Genomic DNA, 18,446 nt, shown 5'->3' with positions numbered 1-18,446 from the left:
ATCATCTAATTTACTAGTACATCTGATTTTGACAATATCAAACTCGTGATCATGCTAAATAAAATTAGACATAGTACTACATTTTATCGTCTACGATCCCCCTATGACCGTAATTTAACCCCTTCCTAATAGGTTAGTAATACGTTTGAGGAAAAGTATATGACTAAATTTTTACCTTTTATTGGTCGTAAATATAACAATAGTATCTATGAAGTGAGAGTTATGATCTTAGGATTATCTCATTATGGTGATTACGAAGATCAATATCACGAATTTACAAGAGATGTTATAAATGAAAATGCCTATTCAACAGGAAATAGATTTTTTACGCTTTTAACTAACTTATTACGTTTATCTAAAATAGCGCCAAGTGATGATGAAAGAAAAGCTGCATGGGAACATGTTGTTTTTTATAACTATATACAAGATATTGTTGGAGCTACAGGAAGGATATCACCCACAACAGAAATGTGGAATGCAGCAAAACGCCCATTTTTAAATGTAGTTCAAGAATTGAAACCACAATTAATCATTGTTTTAGGTACCCAATTATGGGATCAACTTCCTGAAATTAATGGAATTGAATGGTGTTATGTGAAGCACCCTAGTTCAGGAAGCTTTTCATATGATGAAGCTTTCCAAAGTTTTCAAGAAGCGCTAAAACGTATAAAAAAATAATTCACACAGTAACCATCTTTACGTATAGACGTAAAGATGGCTACTGTTATTTAAATTTTATACTCAACACATTACTCAAACTCCTTTCCAACTCATCCATATAATCCGCATACCACTGCATCATTTCTCTGCCGCCCATCCATATACTGAGCATGATTATACGTGCCACGGATCGCATACTTATCGATATATCCAGTTCAGTCCATGTAGAGTTATCTTTTTTCATGCAAAATTGTGCTCATCGTATAGAGGAATACATCCCCTGTCAGCCTCCCTTTATATCCGACAATTCAATGTTCTAATTTAAATTGCCTTTAATGGATTACCCGACTTAGCAAAACTAAACGGCGAAATTTCCCTTTCCCTATTCGCATCTAGATAATCAGCCCACCACTGCACCATCAGTCGCCGTTCCTCAATATGCTCTGCTTTATGAATATAAGCAGCTCTTACTGAGTTTCGTTCTTGGTGGCTCATCTGCCTTTCTACTGCATCCTTCGACCATAGCCCTGACTCGATCAGCGAGCTACACGCCATCGTTCTAAAACCATGACCACAAACTTCTGTCTTAGTGTCATAGCCCATCACGCGTAATGCGTTGTTAACCGTATTTTCACTCATAGGTTTTCTAGGGTTATGATCGCCAATAAAAATCAGTTCATGGTTGCCGCTGAATTGATAGAGCTGTTTTAAGATCTCAATGGTTTGTCTACTTAAAGGGACTAAATGAGTAGTACGCATTTTTGATCCGCGATGTGAATGCTTAACCCCTTCTATCGCTTCTCTTTCAGCGGGGATCGTCCACATGGCATTTTCAAAATCGATTTCATCCCAACGAGCGAAACGGAGTTCACTGGAACGAATGAAGACTAACAAGGTAAGTTTGACTGCAAGCTTAGTTAACGGTCTTCCCTTATAATCATCGATGCGTTGTAAGAACTCAGGTAAGCGTTTAAGCTCTAATGCGGCTCTATGAACTCGTTTACCAGTGGCAACTGCGCCAGCCATATCTTGCGCTGGGTTATAGTCGATTAAACCGCTTTGTACGGCATAACGCATTATGGCAGTCACACGTTGCTGTAAACGCGCCGCCACCTCAAGACGTCCAGACATCTCTACGTCTTTAATCGGTTCGAGTAGGTCACGAGTTTTCAGTTCAGCAATATTACGTTTACCTATAGAGGCAAAGATATTGTCTTCAAGACTTTTTAATACTCGATGGCTATGCCCCTCTGACCACTTCTTATTCGTTGCGTGCCAATCGCGAGCAACCTTCTCAAAGGTATTAAATTCCTTTTGTTGTTCTTCCTTTAATTCTTTCTTGAGTTCGCGTGGATCGATGCCTAAAGCAACTTGTTTTCTGGCAGCATCCCTTCTTTCTCTTGCATCTGCTAAAGAAATTTCAGGGTATACACCAAAAGCCATCAAATGTTGTTTGCCACCAAAGCGAAAACGGAAACGCCAATATTTAGAACCATTGGGGTGAATATAAAGAAACAAGCCATTACTGTCTGTCAGTGTATAAGCTTTCTCTTCAGGTTTAGCTGCACGAACTTTTGTATCGGTTAATGCCATATTCTTTGTCCTCTTCACCCCTGAGTGAGTATATAAACAAGATATCTCAGATTACTGTTGATGATTTCAAGTTACATAAACAACTAAGTGCCTACGCCACAGGCTTCACCTGCATTGCACTATCATCGGTAATACGAGGTAAAATGAGTATACATTCATTATCGAAGCGATGTATATACTCAGATGTATACTCACTCGGAGGTTGATGTGGGTTGAGTTAGATTGACATGCATTGACTGAAAACGTGGGAAAAGCCTTGCTAACATTGGATTTTAGATACAAAAAAAGACGTCCATTGACGTCCATTGATGTTCTTATGGTGCCGAAGGCCGGACTCGAACCGGCACACCCGAAGGCGGTTGATTTTGAATCAACTGCGTCTACCAATTTCGCCACTCCGGCACTGAAGTGTGTCTGGAAAACCCGCCCATTATACTTGCGTGAAGAACACTCGCAACAATTATTGTTTGTTTTCAGTTTGATTGGCGAAAAAAAGTGCATTTAAGGTTTGTTGCTATCATAAAACACAACTTATAGTTTACATCAGAGTATCTATCGTTAATGCTTTAATCATATTGTATTGATAGATCACTTGTTTTGTGTCTGAATTTATTCGTTATCTTATTTTTACTTTTTTCTTATCTTTTTTTCTTATCTTTTTTCTTTTAAAGATTACATCATCATAATATAAATTTATTAAAACTAACTTATTCAATCGATATATTTTAAAATATATAGCGATAAATAAAAAAAGGATCAAAACTTGGGTTAGTGTTTTGATCCGACAGTACTGCTAATAGAGGGCTTAGTTTTATTTTAATGACTATAAGTTATTTTTATAGCGTCACTGCCCTTTTCTTCCCTGGTGTGAGGAAGAAAGTAGTTATGTTTTATTAATATAATGTACTTATTTACTGCTATTTTACTGCTATAACGAAGGTACTATTCTTTAATATAATGGTGTTGAAAGATTACTATTAATATATAACTTACTTATTATTGAAGAGGCTCATTTTATATATGCCTTCTTATTGCTTCACTCTATTATCGCTGTGTTATCTTTGCTCTGTAACGCTTATATTCTCAGTCTCTCAACTTGATGAAGCTATAATAAGTTTAATTGTACAATCCCACAATCAGTAAATTATTACAAAATATGACACACTCTTATATTACTTTTATAAACACCCAAAAAACAAATCAAACCAAGATATAATAAAGAATAATAAACTATAAAATATCGACAACCAAGATTATAATACCATTCATTAACATTTTCTTGATATACACTTCCTAACTTAATAATAAAGGAAAGCTAATGAGATGATTAAAAACAAGGGTAAATTGAGGAAAAATGTAACTTAACGGTAATACTTACCTCATTTTTAGAGGATAAATATAAGGAAAATGTCTTTTTATGATGCAATTTTTCTTCACTATCTTTTTCTTAGAGACAATTTGACACATTTAATGCCAACTTTTTGATAACTGGCTCTTGCACTGATAGACATTCTTATTTCTGATAATATAATCAAAATTTGGTTTAAATCTGATTAGAAGGCGGTGTTATGGGCATTGTTGGCTGGATTATTACAGGCATATTTGTTGGTATTATCTTAGGTGCCGTATTAAAAATGATAAAGAAAAAATAGCGCGATAAGAAAGGCACCAATTTAAAACATAAATCATTTTATGTTTATCGCATTCCTTTCACTTCACTGACTTCTGTTGAAAGTAAAAATGAAAAAACATTTTCTAAAATATCTTATGATCCCCGTCGCTTTACTGACATTGAATGCGTGTAGCCAACGTTCGTCATTACCACCAGCGACACAACCTTCTATGTTAAATCAACAGAACAGTGTGCCTGAATTAACACAATGGCCTACGGCATTAAGCCCTAATGTAAGCAATGCAAGAACACTGTTTGATAAATATGCCTCACAAATTTATCAAAAAAGTCATCCTCAAGGCATGGTTATTGTCATGATCAATAACTCTCAAACCTTGAATCGTTCTTTTGGGACAACAACACCTGAAAGCCGTAATGCACCATCCATGAACTCACTGATCCGCATCGCGTCTATCACAAAACTGATGACGAGTGAAGTGATGTTAAAGTTACAAGATGATGGAAAATTATTAGTCACCGATCCACTGCAAAAATACAGCTACTATGGTGTAGACATCCCATTAGTTAGCGCTCAATCCCCTATCCGTCTTTATCATTTAGCAAGCCATACCAGTGGTTTTCCACGAGAACAACCTGGCGGAAAATGGGGAAGACCTGTTTTTATTTGGCCAACTCATGGCGACCGTTGGAACTGGTTAAAAAAAGCAACATTAACATCGCCTGCGGGTAATCAAGCTGCATATTCAAATTTAGCGTATGACTTATTAGCAGATGCCTTAGTGAAAGCATCAGGTAAAAGTTATCCTCAACTTTTACAACAATATGTCACTCAGCCTGCCGGTATGACTAACACAACATTGACGCCAACCCCTGCACAGTGCCAAAGATTATTAATAGGATATAAACCAAGTCCATGTTCTGACACTATTGCTGCAGCCGGAAGTGGTGGTGTGTACTCGACGCCTGCCGACATGCAACGTTGGATGCAAGGCTTTTTGACTTCTCATAATGCCATGCGAAAAGCAACGGCAAGCAAAGAGCAATCTGTCTATTTCCCTCGTAATCGACTCTCTTCAATAGAAGGAATGGATGTTGCGGGTCGTGCTGATGGTGTAGGTTTAGGTTGGGTTTATATGGCTCCCGCCAATGGAATTCCGGCGATTTACCAAAAAACCGGCGGCGGTGGCGGGTTTAATACTTATATGGCAACCATTCCTGAATTAAATATCGGTGTATTTGTGGTGATCACCCGTAAACCTAATGGCACTAAATTTAGTGAAGTGACTCAGGGGACTAATGCGCTTGTTCGAGCACTAGCAAAAGATTTTTATCAGTGATCGCAAACACGATAGCGATAAAAAAAGCGCCTTACCTAAGGCGCTTTTTGTTTTTCTGGCTGAAGTGGATATTACCTAGCGATTACGCCTCATCAATAACCATAGACTCAATGTTAGGAATAATATTGCTGGTACTAATGCTGCAATCACGGCAGGTATACCATAAACCAAACTTAATCGTCCTGAAACTTCATTGACGATATAAAACAAGAAGCCAAAAGAGATACCCGTTAGAACTCTTAATCCCATTGGTACAGTGCGTAATGGGCCAAAGATAAATGACAATGCCATCAGCATCATTACCGCAACAGAAACTGGCGCAAAGATTTTTTTCCAGAAATTCAGCTCATAGTTTGCTGATTCTTGCCCACTCTGTTTTAGATATTTAACATATTGATAGAGTCCACTAATCGATAATGCATCTGGATCTAAGGCCACAACGCTCAGTTTTTCTGGCGTTAATCGGGTTGGCCATTCAAGTGATACCTGTTTTTTACCGGTGATTTTTTGTGGATTGGTTAAGTCTGATTGTTCGACTTGTTTTAGCATCCACGTTTTTTTATCGACATCATAGGTTGCACTTGATGCATAACGCACCGTTTCTAGTTTTCTATCATTATTAAAATCATAGAGCGTGATGCCTTGCATCTCATTTTGGCTCTTTATTCGGTTGATATGAATAAATTGGTTGCCATCTTTAGCCCACATACCACGGTTAGTAGAAACTAAAGAGTTACCCATGATTTTTTCAGCACGATAGTTACGTGCATATTGTTCACCTTGTGGTGCTCCCCATTCGCCAATCAGGACTGTCAACAGTACTAATGGAATAGCGGTTTTCATCACAGAACCTGCGATTTGCAAACGTGTAAAACCAGATGCCTGCATCACCACCAGCTCACTACGTGTTGCCAATGCGCCTAACCCTAATAATGCACCGAGTAACGCAGCCATGGGGAAGAAGATCTGCACATCTTTAAGGATATTTAAGATCGCATAAATACCCGCATCAAGTGTGGTGAAATCCCCTTGCCCTACTTTACGGAGTTGATCGACAAATTTGATAATGCCAGATAGAGAAACCAGCAAAAATAGTGTCATCAAAATCGACTGTAAAATAGTACGCCCGATATATCTATCTAATACACCAAACATCAGGCAACTCCTTTCTTAAAGCGAGCTCGGAATTTACGCATAGGCAAGGTATCCCAAACATTCAATAAGATTGCCAAGGCAAGATAAACGCCATTAACACTCCACATCGCAATGAGAGGGTCAACTTTTCCTTTTTCGCCATTAGAATGTAGCGAACTTTGTAATAAGAAAAAGACCAGATAAAGCAACATTGCGGGTAACATACTTAATACGCGACCTTGGCGTGGGTTAACTTCACTTAAAGGCACGACCATCACCGCCATAATGACAACAGAGAAAATCAAAGTTAAGCGCCAATGGAATTCAGCAATAGATTCTGTTTCATTAGAATGCCAAAGCTCAGACATTGTCTTTTGTTCTACGCGATTGCGATTAATCGTAGATTCTCGATGGCCAATTACCGCTTGGTAGTCATTAAAATCGGTAATACGAAAATCACGTAGTACTGCCGTACCTTCATAGCGAGTCCCCTCACTCAATACGACTATCTGATTCCCGTTAGGTAATTCTTTGGTATAGCCTTTATCTGCCACTACAACAGAAGGACGCTGATCTTGCGTTGGACGCAATTGTGCAAGGAACACATCTTGGAATTGGTTTCCTTTTACACTACCAAGATAGAGTACCATATTGCGGTCACTGGACATTTTAAATTGCCCTTCCATCAACGCGGCTAAACTTGGGTTTGCTTTAGCATCCTCAAGGACTTGCTCTTGATGCACCGAAGACCAAGGAATAAGCCAAATGACATTTCCTGCAGCTAATGCGCTGGTCAGTAATGAGAGCAACAGTGCCGCTTGCACTAATGCTTTCTTACCTATTCCGCACGCATTCATGACGGTTATCTCACTTTCAACATAAAGTTTGCTGTAAGTCATCAGAAGCCCAAGAAAAAGGCTTAATGGAAGAATAAGCTGTGCCATCTCAGGAATTCCCAGCCACAGCAGAGAAACCACGAGGTTTGTAGGAATATTACCTTCAACAGCAGCCCCTAAAATTTCAACCAGTTTCTGGCTAAAAAAGATAAGCATCAAAATAAATAAGATGGCTATCTGGCTTTTAAGGGTTTCCCGAGCTAAATATCGAATTATAATCACGCTAGTTATGCCTGTGAAAACTTGTCTTTTTGCAGGAAAATCGCTAACTTCGTTGTATATCTATCATTTGTGCATCTCAGTTAGACATTCTTGCAGCCCAAATGATATCAAAACATGCTATAAACAGGTTCCCAATAAGAACAAGCTTATAAGTTAGCTAAATTAGTTGTGTTCAATTAATGCATTTAGCTTAACATAAAAAGTAAACTTTCTATGGGGTAGATTAATGCGGATCACTATTCTAAACGATACTTTCCGTTTTTGTCTTTAATATTCAGGAGAACGCATGGAGTTTAATGTAAAAAGCGGCAGCCCAGAGAAACAACGCAGCGCTTGTATTATCGTGGGGGTGTTTGAGCCTCGTCGTTTATCTCCGATCGCGGAGCAACTTGATAAAATCAGTGATGGCTATATCAGCGCCTTATTACGCCGAGGTGAGCTGGAAGGCAAAGTTGGACAATCACTGCTGTTACATCATGTACCTAATGTTCTCTCTGAGCGCGTTTTACTGATTGGTTGTGGTAAAGAGCGTGAATTGGATGAACGTCAGTATAAACAGATCATTCAAAAAACCATTAACACGCTCAATGAGACTGGCTCCATGGAAGCCGTATGCTTTCTGACTGAGTTACATGTTAAAGGTCGTAATAATTACTGGAAAGTACGTCAAGCGGTTGAGACTGCAAAAGACTGCCTCTATACCTTTGATCAACTAAAGAGCAATAAGACAGAATTACGTCGCCCATTACGTAAGATGGTCTTTAATGTTCCTACTCGCCGTGAACTACCTAGTGGTGAGCGAGCCATTGCTCATGGCTTAGCTATCGCATCAGGCATTAAAGCATGTAAAGATTTAGCAAACATGCCACCAAATATCTGTAATGCTGCTTATTTAGCTTCTCAAGCGCGTCAATTAGCAGACTCCTCTTCAAATGTTTCTACGCGTGTTATTGGCGAAGAGCAAATGAAAGAGCTCAATATGAATGCTTACCTTGCGGTAGGACAAGGCTCTCAAAATGAATCTTTAATGTCGATTATCGAATATAAAGGCAATAAAGATCCTGAAGCTCGCCCAATTGTGTTAGTCGGTAAAGGGCTGACATTTGACTCGGGTGGTATTTCTATCAAACCTGCTGATGGCATGGATGAGATGAAATATGACATGTGTGGTGCTGCAACGGTTTATGGTGTGATGCGTGTTGTTGCTGAACTCCAGTTACCGATTAACGTCATTGGTGTACTTGCGGGCTGTGAAAATATGCCGGGTGGAAAAGCCTATCGTCCTGGTGATATCTTAACAACAATGTCCGGCCAAACCGTTGAAGTATTAAACACCGATGCTGAAGGTCGCTTAGTATTATGTGATACGTTAACTTATGTTGAGCGCTTTGAGCCTGAGTTAGTTGTTGATATCGCAACATTAACAGGTGCATGTATGGTGGCTTTAGGGCATCACTATAGCGGATTAATGTCTAACCATAATCCATTAGCACATGAGTTAATGAATGCATCAGAGCAAGCGGGTGACCGCGCTTGGCGTCTACCATTAGGCGATGAGTTCTATGAACAAATCGAATCTAATTTTGCTGACTTAGCAAATACAGGTGGCCGTTTAGGTGGCGCAATTACTGCCGGTTGTTTCTTAGCGCGTTTTGCGACGAAATATAACTGGGCTCACTTGGATATTGCGGGTACAGCATGGCGTTCTGGTAAAGCCAAAGGCGCAACAGGTCGTCCTGTTTCTTTACTGTCTCAGTTCTTACTTAATCGCGCGGGTTTGAATAGCGACGAGTAATACCGCATAATTATCAGGGTTAAGGTATTACCCTATTATTAGGGTAAATAGAGCAGACTCCAAGAAGGGTATTGCAACGCAATACCCTTCTGTTATCGGGATATCATGAAAAACGCCACGTTTTATTTAATGGAACACCCATCAATACACGATGATTTACAGGCTCATGAGTGGCTTGCCTGTCAACTTACCGCTGAACATTGGCGATTAGGCAAACGTATTTTGTTGGTTTGTGAGTCTCAGGCTCAAGCTGAATTGCTTGATGAGGCATTATGGGCAAGAGAACCTCATCAGTTTGTTCCTCATAATCTTGCAGGTGAAGGGCCTCGTTATGGCGCTCCTGTTGAATTATGTTGGCCTGGAAAACGTGGTAATGCACCTCGTGATCTCTTGATTAATTTGCAATCTCAATTCGTAGACTTTGCCACAGCTTTCCATGAAGTGATAGACTTTGTACCTATCGATGAACAATTAAAACAGTTGGCGCGTGAACGATATAAAATTTATCGTAGCGTCGGCTTTACTTTGACAATGGCTACGCCGCCAACCTATTGAATACGTAAAGAATATGGAAAATAAATCCGCACCGAAAGAGCCATCGCTCGACACAACTTATAACCCCGCAGAGATTGAACAACCTCTGTATCAGCATTGGGAAAAAAACGGCTATTTCAAAGCCAATGGCGATACAACAAAAGAAAGCTTCTGTATCGTGATCCCACCGCCAAACGTCACAGGTAGCCTACATATGGGTCATGCTTTCCAGCAGACCATTATGGATACCATGATCCGTTATCAGCGCATGCAAGGTAAAAACACCTTATGGCAGTCAGGGACTGACCATGCGGGTATCGCGACTCAAATGGTCGTTGAGCGTAAAATTGCCGCTGAAGAAGGTAAAACTCGTCATGACTATGGTCGTGATGCGTTTATCGACAAAATTTGGGAATGGAAAGCCGAATCAGGCGGTAACATCTCTAACCAAATGCGTCGTTTAGGTAACTCGGTTGATTGGGAACGTGAACGTTTCACCATGGACGAGGGTTTATCTAAAGCGGTTAAAGAAGCTTTTGTGCGTTTACACAAAGAAGATCTTATCTACCGTGGTAAACGCCTTGTTAACTGGGACCCTAAATTACACACAGCGATTTCTGATCTTGAAGTCGAAAACCGTGAAGTTAAAGGATCTATGTGGCATCTGCGTTATCCTTTAGCGGATGGGGCAAAAACAGCAGAAGGTAAAGATTACCTGATTGTTGCAACAACACGTCCTGAAACCATGTTAGGTGATACTGGTGTTGCGGTTAACCCAGAAGATCCTCGCTATAAAGATTTAATTGGTAAAGAAATTATTCTACCAATCGTTAACCGTCGTATTCCTATTTTAGCGGACGAACACGCGGATATGGAAAAAGGTACCGGTTGCGTAAAAATCACCCCTGCTCACGACTTTAATGACTATGAAGTTGGACGTCGTCATCAATTACCAATGATTAATATCATGGATTTTGACGGCAATATCCGTGTGAGTGCAGAAGTATTAGATACTAATGGTGTTGAGTCTGATATTTACAGCACTGAAATTCCAGCAGCCTACCAAGGTATGGAACGCTTTGCTGCCCGCAAAGCAATTGTCGCTGAATTTGAACGTCTAGGTTTACTAGAAGAGATCAAGCCTCACGATTTAACCGTACCTTACGGCGACCGTGGTGGCGTGGTTATCGAGCCTTTATTAACAGACCAATGGTATGTTCGCACAGCACCTTTAGCGAAACCCGCAGTTGAAGCCGTTAAAAATGGCGATATCCAATTTGTACCAAAACAGTACGAAAATATGTACTTCTCATGGATGAATGATATCCAAGATTGGTGTATTTCTCGTCAACTGTGGTGGGGTCACCGTATCCCTGCTTGGTACGACAATGAAGGTAATGTCTATGTCGGTCGTGACGAAGAAGAAGTTCGTCGTGAAAACAATATCGCCGCTGATGTGGCATTACGCCAAGATGATGACGTATTGGATACATGGTTCTCATCTGCACTATGGACATTCTCAACATTAGGCTGGCCTGAAAATACTGAAGCACTGAAAACATTCCATCCAACGAATGTCTTAGTCAGTGGATTCGATATTATATTCTTCTGGATCGCTCGCATGATCATGATGACCATGCACTTTATCAAAGACGAAGACGGTAAACCGCAAGTTCCATTTAATACGGTTTATATGACAGGTCTTATTCGTGATGAAGAAGGCCAGAAGATGTCAAAATCCAAAGGTAACGTGCTTGATCCTCTGGATATGATCGACGGTATTTCATTAGAGAACCTGTTAGAAAAACGTACTGGTAATATGATGCAGCCACAAATGGCTGAAAAAATTGCTAAACGTACTCGCAAAGAGTTCCCAGAAGGGATTGAAGCACACGGTACAGATGCGCTGCGCTTTACCTTAGCCGCATTAGCGTCAACAGGTCGCGATATTAACTGGGATATGAAACGTCTATCTGGTTACCGTAACTTCTGTAACAAGCTGTGGAACGCAAGCCGCTTTGTTCTGATGAATACTGAAGAGCAAGATTGTGGTTACCAAGGTGGCGAAATGACATTCTCACTCGCTGACCATTGGATCTTAGCTGAATTTAACAATACCGTTAAAGCCTATCGTGAAGCATTAGACAACTATCGTTTCGATATCGCTGCCGGTATTTTATATGAGTTCACTTGGAACCAATTCTGTGACTGGTATCTGGAGCTATCAAAACCTGCAGTACACAAAGGTAATGATGCACAAAAACGCGCAGCTCGTCATACTCTGATTGAAGTGTTAGAAGGCTTACTGCGTCTTGCTCATCCAATCATTCCATTTATCACAGAAACCATCTGGCAACGAGTGAAGGAAGTGAAAGGCATTGAAGGTGAAACCATCATGCTACAAGCTTTCCCTGAGTTTGATGCTTCGCTGGTGGATGAACAAGCACTTAACGATCTTGAGTGGATCAAAGAAGTGATTGTTGCCGTTCGTAATATCCGTGCTGAAATGAATATTGCACCAGGTAAACCACTTGACGTTATCTTACGTGGCGCTGATGACAATGCTAAACGCCGTGTTAGTGACAATATTGGTTTCTTAAAAGCTATGGGTCGTTTAGCTGATATTCGTCCATTAGCAGAAGGTGAAGAAGCACCATTATCAGTGACTAAACTGGTTAGCGGTGCAGAATTGCTGATCCCAATGGCTGGCTTTATCGATAAAGATGCAGAGCTTGCACGTTTAGATAAAGAGATTGAAAAAGTAGAGAAAGATATCACAACTTTAGACAGCAAATTATCTAACGATGGCTTTGTTAGCCGTGCACCAGAAGCAGTTGTTGCTAAAGAGCGTGAACGCTTAGCGACATGTCTAAGCGCAAAAGAAAAGCTCATTGCACAGAAAGTCTCTATCGCCTCTTTATAAGCACTATCGCTTTAAAGTCACAGAGATTGATAATGAAAACCCGCGTTTATCGCGGGTTTTTACTTAGTTTCTTTCAGTCAAAAAATAAAACCATTTTTCACTTTATTTCTTATTATTCTCGGTTCTATTCTCGTTAATATGTCTTTCTATTACTTATTTTCTCTTAAATTTAATCACCCACTAAAATATAACGCTAGCAATAAAGAGGGTAAGTAAGCAAAGAAAAAAGGTTTACGGTTTACAAACACGCTTAATCAATTAAGATAGTTTTTGTAGCCATCCGCGCTACTTTCAATGAAGAAGTTCCTTTCCGGTGCTCTCTCAATAAATAATCAAAAAATATTCTACTAATAAGTGAAACGATGAGTGCAACTATGACTGCAATCCAAACTATAACCCCAAATATTGTTATCCGAGCTATTGAAGAAAAAGACAACGCAGGTATTGCACGCGTTATTCGTGAAGTCTCTGCGGAGCATGGTTTAACTGCTGATAAAGGCTTTGCGGTTGCCGATCCGATTTTAGATACTCTCTATGAAGTTTATCATCAACCGCGCAGTGCTTACTGGGTGGTAGAAATGGATGGAGAAATTGTTGGCGGTGGCGGTGTCGCACCACTTGCTGGTGGTGATGGCAATACTTGTGAATTACAAAAAATGTATCTTTCATCCAAGCTGCGCGGCAAAGGTATTGCGAAAAAAATCGTTCTGCAATCTCTTGAATTTGGTAAAGAGCAAGGCTTTAGCCGCTGCTATTTAGAAACCACAGATATCTTAAAAGCGGCTGTCGGTTTATACGAAAAACTAGGATTCGAATTTATTGATGAAGCATTAGGTAACACTGGACATAGTGATTGTGAGATCCGTATGGTGAAGCCACTTTAAGCGTTCTTGCTGTTCCCTACGCCATACCATAAATAAAATAAGCTCTACTTTACCCGTATTTCTTATGCGGGTTTTTATTAGCCCCAATAGCATCTATTAGCACAAATTCTATTCATCAAAATGGTATAAACACAGTATATTTCTATGTTTGTTTTCATAATTAGTTTCTTAATTAAATATCATTAAAAAATTATTAATGAATTTTTTATCTTAAATATTATTAAAACTCACAAGTTTAAATTATTTTCCATTTTACTCTAGATAATTAGATCCCCCCTCTTAAATAAAATATTATTTATCTTGTTTTATATTTTAAAAAAAAGATTTTTTTATATTGCTATTTATAGCTAATTTAATATCTTTATACAGATAAAGTCATGTGTTGGCTTTTATAACTCTAAAATTTAAAAGGAATTTTTGATGAAAAACTTTGTTAAAATTGCACTTATTGCTTCTGTCATTACTGTAATGACTGGTTGTACTGGTAGCGTATACAATAAAGAAAAAGACTGTAACTATGACTACTTACTGCACCCAGCCGTTTCTGTTTCTAAAATTATTGGTGGTTGTGGCGACACAAATAAATAAAGTTTGAGAAACAATCGTATTAATAAACTACATTCTGGCTTATTGTTGCTAAGAAAGAATGTAGTTTTTTCTATTTAATAGAAAAAACAATAATTAAATTTATTCAATTAAAATATCCTTACTCAATTATTCAAATATAACCTATTTATTGTTTCTATTTTCTTTATTACAGATCTTTTATTTTTATCCACTCAAGTTATTCATTTTTTTTGAACACCATCAACAAAATCCCCCTATTTTGTTCATATCGCGAACACTTTATGATCAGCTTCATTAAGAAATCGCAATAATCTGTATTACCTCCTTCTGTGTCTTGGTTATTGCGGTTTCTTTCCTAAACTTGGAGAACAATCATGACTATCAGACAGATTAATCATATTTATTCGGCGCCAAATTCACACTGGGTAGGCAATGGCTTTCCAGTCAGCACCTTATTTTCCTATCAGGAAAATGGTGAGAAACATAGCCCGTTTCTGCTGATGGATTATGCTGAACCAACACTGTTTAAACCTGTTACCAATGCCCGTGGTGTAGGCGCGCATCCTCATCGTGGGTTTGAAACTGTGACAATCGCTTATCAAGGTGAGGTTTCTCATCATGACTCTAAAGGCCATGCAGGAACTATTACCGCAGGTGATGTGCAATGGATGACCGCTGCTTCTGGTATTTTGCATAAAGAATATCACTCTGAAAAAATGACCAAAGAGGGTGGCGTATTAGAAATGGTGCAACTTTGGGTAAACCTGCCGACAGCATACAAAATGACAGAGCCTCGTTATCAGGCGCTGAAAGCAGAGGATATCCCTCATGTTGAATTACCTAATAGCCAAGGCTATGTCAGAGTGATTGCGGGTGATTATGCCAATACACAAGGTGTGGCAATGACCTACTCACCGCTAAATGTGTGGGATCTGCGTTTAAATCGCGCGGGTGTTTCACATCACAGTATTCCTGAAGGCCATAATGCAATGCTGTTTGTGGTGAGAGGTGCTGTACATATCAATGACAGTGAAATTGCACGTCAACACGATATGGTGATGTTAGATAATCATGGCGATACACTGACATTAGAATCAATGGGTGACACCATTGTTTTAATTCTAACTGGTGAGCCCATTAATGAGCCTATTGCAGGACAAGGGCCTTTTGTAATGAACACGCCAGAAGAGTTACAACAGGCTTTTGATGATTATGACAATGGCAAATTTGGTGTGATGGATTAATAGCTCTCCCCTTAAAACCAATAGTACCAGTCACAAAGTAACGATTTTGTGGCTGGTACTATTATTTTGCACTGATAAATCAGGTACAAAGGGACAACATTTAGCAAAAATTAATGTAAGCGTGATGACTTATCAGACTCTTCTTCTTCGCCGTCTTCGTCGTCACTGTCTTCATCATCATACTCTGCGTCAGGATCTTCAAAATAAGTCCCCCAACCATCGTAATAGACACCCATTTTTTCAGCTAAATTCATTAATTGCTCAACTTGAGCATCAATAAGTTCAGCATTCAAACCACTTTCACTCACAGCATCAAAGCAAAATAAGATCTCACCTGATTCGACTTCGATTTCCTCAGGCTCTGTCACTTCGTAACCTAATTTAAAAACTTCAACAGCTGCTTTTTCTAGTGTTTCAAAATTTTCACAAGAAATATGGTGCTCAATGGCATACAGTGCATCAGGATCACTGCCATCTTCCAGTAATTCTTCAATAATAAGACGTGTTTCTTCACGTTGTTCTGCTAACTCTTTGCTGTCCGCCATAATCATGCTCCGCAATAGTCTGAAAAGGTATCTTGTTCATTCTCCCACAGGCAGGATCAACACTCCATACTTAATATGATGCCCTTATCGCATACTGTTTAAATTAAAAGTTTTCCTTTAGGGGTTGATGGTGAATATTTATTGATATAAATTGAATATAAATTCAACGACAGGATATCACTCTATGAACCCTTTTTATCAAAAATCATTCTTACGTTTACTTGATTTTTCACCTGCAGAAATTCAGCAATTGCTGGCATTGTCAGCACAATTGAAAAAAGCCAAAAAATCAGGCAAAGAAACTCAATATCTTACTGGAAAAAATATCGCACTGATTTTTGAAAAAGACTCAACACGTACCCGTTGTGCATTTGAAGTTGCTGCATTTGATCAAGGTGCAAGAGTGACTTATTTAGGCGGCGGAAGCCAAATTGGGCATAAAGAATCGATAAAAGATACCGCTCGAGTATTAGGGCGTATGTATGATGGTATTCAGTACAGGGGTTACGGACAAAAAACGGTAGATGCACTTGCACACTATGCAAGTGTACCTGTTTGGAATGGTTTAACCAATGAATTTCACCCAACACAGTTATTAGCAGATTTATTAACTATCACTGAACACCAAACTAAACCATTATCAGAAACAGTCTTTGCTTACCTTGGTGACGCTCGTAATAATATGGGAAATACCATGCTAGAAGCGGCAGCATTAACTGGTATGGATTTACGTTTAGTTGCACCTAAAGCATGTTGGCCTGAAGCAAGTTTAGTGGCTCAATGCCAAGACATTGCCAAGAAAAATGGTGGAAAAATCACACTCACTGAAAATGTGGCTGAAGGTGTCGAAAATGCTGATTTTCTTTACACCGATGTATGGGTCTCTATGGGTGAACCAAAAGAAGTTTGGAAAGAGCGTATTGCGTTACTGAAGCCTTATCAGGTTAATATGGATGTAATTAAATTAACAGGCAATCCAGACGTTAAATTCCTTCACTGTTTACCCGCTTTTCATGATGAAGAAACCACAATGGGTAAAACATTAGCTAAAGAGTTTAATTTATATGGTGGTTTTGAAGTCACTGATGAGGTTTTTGAATCAAAACACAGTATTGTGTTTGATGAAGCAGAAAATCGCCTTCACACCATAAAAGCCGTGATGGTAGCGACCCTTGCCAATCCGTTCTAAAATACATAATCATGCAAAACACCTATTTTTTATTGATGAAAAAATAGGTGTTTTCTTCGTTTTACCTCAAGCTTATTGATTTTTAAATTAAAAAAATTTTTTTTGTAAAAAGCAAAAGCAAACGCTTGCGCACAACACTAAGATGCGTATAATGCGCCACAATTTGTCAGGAGGAAAGATGAAACAGCGCCTATTCCAATTCGTAACAAAAAAAAGCACCTTAACTGGTCGCAAGCGCATTCTCTTTTTTCCAATAATTCAATTTTTTAAAACCCCTCTTATTGAGGGGTTTTTTTTGGCCTATAAAAAACCACTCATCGCACAATTCATCGCTAAAGGAGAACTCTAATGACTAATCCGCTCTACCAAAAGCATATTATCTCCATCAATGATCTGGACAGGGAAGATTTGGAGTCTGTTCTTCACGTTGCTAACAAACTAAAACAGCAACCTAATAACGAATTGTTGAAAGACAAAGTGATTGCGAGCTGCTTTTTTGAAGCATCAACACGCACTCGCTTATCATTTGAGACAGCTATCCAGCGCCTCGGCGCATCAGTTGTTGGTTTTTCAGATGGAAGCAACACGTCACTGGGTAAAAAAGGTGAAACATTGGCAGATACCATCTCAGTTCTTCGTACTTATGTTGACGCCATTGTGATTCGCCATCCTCAAGAAGGCGCAGCGCGATTAGCTTCTGAGTTTGCTGGCGATATTCCGGTACTCAATGCAGGTGATGGCGCAAACCAACATCCAACACAGACTTTGCTGGATTTGTTTACCATTCAAGAAACACAAGGCCGTTTAGATAATCTCAATATCGCGATGGTCGGTGACTTAAAATATGGTCGAACTGTGCATTCTCTGGCACAAGCATTAGCGAAATTTAAAGGTAATCATCTCTATTTTATCGCCCCTAAAGTACTTGCGATGCCAGAGCATATTCTTCATTTACTGGAAGAAAATGGCGTTGAATATAGCCAGCATGAAACCTTAGATGAAGTGATGCCAGAGCTGGATATTCTCTACATGACACGCGTACAGAAAGAGCGTTTAGATCCCTCTGAATACGCGAATGTAAAAGCACAATTTGTTTTAACTAGCGCAGATTTAGTGAATGTTAAAGACAACCTCAAGATCCTACATCCACTGCCACGTATTGATGAAATTACGACAGATGTCGATAAAACACCTTACGCTTATTATTTCCAACAAGCAGGCAACGGTATCTACGCACGTCAGGCATTACTTGCCTTAGTTCTAAATAAAAACTTAGTTCTTTAATAAGGA

At 39.2% G+C, this 18,446-nt stretch carries 15 protein-coding genes, 1 tRNA gene and 1 pseudogene; 11 read left to right on the top strand and 6 right to left on the bottom strand.

The annotated features are described in order from the left end of the window. The first annotated feature begins 159 nt into the window (after positions 1-159). Positions 160-678: a uracil-DNA glycosylase family protein gene (locus H1225_RS17655; protein ID WP_239739328.1), complete on the top strand. Its 519-nt coding sequence runs from the start codon at positions 160-162 to the stop codon at positions 676-678. Positions 679-724: 46 nt separating this feature from the next. Here H1225_RS17655 and H1225_RS17650 read toward each other — a convergent pair. The 3 genes and pseudogenes from H1225_RS17650 to H1225_RS17640 form a co-directional block, all read right to left on the bottom strand. Next, positions 725-968 (bottom strand): annotated as a pseudogene (locus tag H1225_RS17650) (integrase); the annotation flags it as partial. Between the two features lie 13 nt (positions 969-981). Further along, on the bottom strand, positions 982-2,253 hold the full coding sequence (locus H1225_RS17645; RefSeq protein WP_239739327.1) for a tyrosine-type recombinase/integrase: 1,272 nt from the start codon (positions 2,251-2,253) through the stop codon (positions 982-984). 317 nt (positions 2,254-2,570) lie between these two features. Next, a tRNA-Leu gene (locus H1225_RS17640) sits at positions 2,571-2,655 on the bottom strand. Between the two features lie 1,338 nt (positions 2,656-3,993). On the opposite strand from H1225_RS17640, the gene ampH reads away from it, so the two are divergent. After that, positions 3,994-5,223, top strand: a complete 1,230-nt coding sequence (ampH, locus tag H1225_RS17635; RefSeq protein WP_072064531.1) for a D-alanyl-D-alanine-carboxypeptidase/endopeptidase AmpH — start codon at positions 3,994-3,996, stop codon at positions 5,221-5,223. Positions 5,224-5,298: 75 nt separating this feature from the next. On the opposite strand, the gene lptG is transcribed toward ampH, so the two are convergent. Next, positions 5,299-6,378: an LPS export ABC transporter permease LptG gene (gene lptG / locus H1225_RS17630; RefSeq protein ID WP_072064532.1), complete on the bottom strand. Its 1,080-nt coding sequence runs from the start codon at positions 6,376-6,378 to the stop codon at positions 5,299-5,301. Next, entirely contained in the window at positions 6,378-7,475 is a 1,098-nt protein-coding gene (gene lptF / locus H1225_RS17625) for an LPS export ABC transporter permease LptF (RefSeq protein ID WP_072064533.1), read from the bottom strand. The genes lptG and lptF overlap by 1 nt, the downstream gene beginning before the upstream one ends. A gap of 286 nt (positions 7,476-7,761) precedes the next feature. Between lptF and pepA the strand changes: the two genes are divergently transcribed. From pepA to H1225_RS17595, 6 genes are all read left to right on the top strand, one after another. Further along, complete coding sequence (gene pepA / locus H1225_RS17620) at positions 7,762-9,270, top strand: leucyl aminopeptidase (protein WP_006535637.1); 1,509 nt, start codon at positions 7,762-7,764, stop codon at positions 9,268-9,270. A gap of 105 nt (positions 9,271-9,375) precedes the next feature. After that, positions 9,376-9,825: a DNA polymerase III subunit chi gene (locus tag H1225_RS17615; RefSeq protein ID WP_006535638.1), complete on the top strand. Its 450-nt coding sequence runs from the start codon at positions 9,376-9,378 to the stop codon at positions 9,823-9,825. 13 nt (positions 9,826-9,838) lie between these two features. Further along, entirely contained in the window at positions 9,839-12,727 is a 2,889-nt protein-coding gene (locus H1225_RS17610; RefSeq protein ID WP_161748089.1) for a valine--tRNA ligase, read from the top strand. Positions 12,728-13,101: 374 nt separating this feature from the next. Beyond that, positions 13,102-13,611 (top strand): GNAT family N-acetyltransferase, encoded by a 510-nt coding sequence (locus tag H1225_RS17605; RefSeq protein WP_161671012.1) that lies wholly within the window; start codon positions 13,102-13,104, stop codon positions 13,609-13,611. A gap of 420 nt (positions 13,612-14,031) precedes the next feature. After that, positions 14,032-14,199, top strand: coding sequence for a YhfL family protein (locus H1225_RS17600; protein WP_006535641.1), 168 nt, complete (start codon positions 14,032-14,034; stop codon positions 14,197-14,199). A gap of 353 nt (positions 14,200-14,552) precedes the next feature. Continuing rightward, positions 14,553-15,422: a pirin family protein gene (locus tag H1225_RS17595; protein WP_109399639.1), complete on the top strand. Its 870-nt coding sequence runs from the start codon at positions 14,553-14,555 to the stop codon at positions 15,420-15,422. Positions 15,423-15,532: 110 nt separating this feature from the next. Here the strand turns inward: H1225_RS17595 and rraB are convergent, their stop codons facing one another. Beyond that, positions 15,533-15,967 (bottom strand): ribonuclease E inhibitor RraB, encoded by a 435-nt coding sequence (gene rraB, locus H1225_RS17590; RefSeq protein ID WP_109399640.1) that lies wholly within the window; start codon positions 15,965-15,967, stop codon positions 15,533-15,535. Positions 15,968-16,151: 184 nt separating this feature from the next. Between rraB and argF the strand changes: the two genes are divergently transcribed. From argF to pyrB, 3 genes are all read left to right on the top strand, one after another. Then, on the top strand, positions 16,152-17,156 hold the full coding sequence (gene argF, locus H1225_RS17585) for an ornithine carbamoyltransferase (RefSeq protein WP_006535646.1): 1,005 nt from the start codon (positions 16,152-16,154) through the stop codon (positions 17,154-17,156). Positions 17,157-17,334: 178 nt separating this feature from the next. Next, complete coding sequence (locus H1225_RS17580; protein ID WP_202608156.1) at positions 17,335-17,505, top strand: hypothetical protein; 171 nt, start codon at positions 17,335-17,337, stop codon at positions 17,503-17,505. Further along, positions 17,505-18,440 (top strand): aspartate carbamoyltransferase, encoded by a 936-nt coding sequence (gene pyrB / locus H1225_RS17575; RefSeq protein WP_161769546.1) that lies wholly within the window; start codon positions 17,505-17,507, stop codon positions 18,438-18,440. The genes H1225_RS17580 and pyrB overlap by 1 nt, the downstream gene beginning before the upstream one ends. The last annotated feature ends 6 nt before the right edge of the window (positions 18,441-18,446 follow it).

The sequence above is a fragment of the Proteus penneri genome (assembly GCF_022369495.1).
GTDB lineage: Bacteria > Pseudomonadota > Gammaproteobacteria > Enterobacterales > Enterobacteriaceae > Proteus > Proteus penneri.
This window is presented reverse-complemented; position numbering and strand designations above follow the sequence as displayed.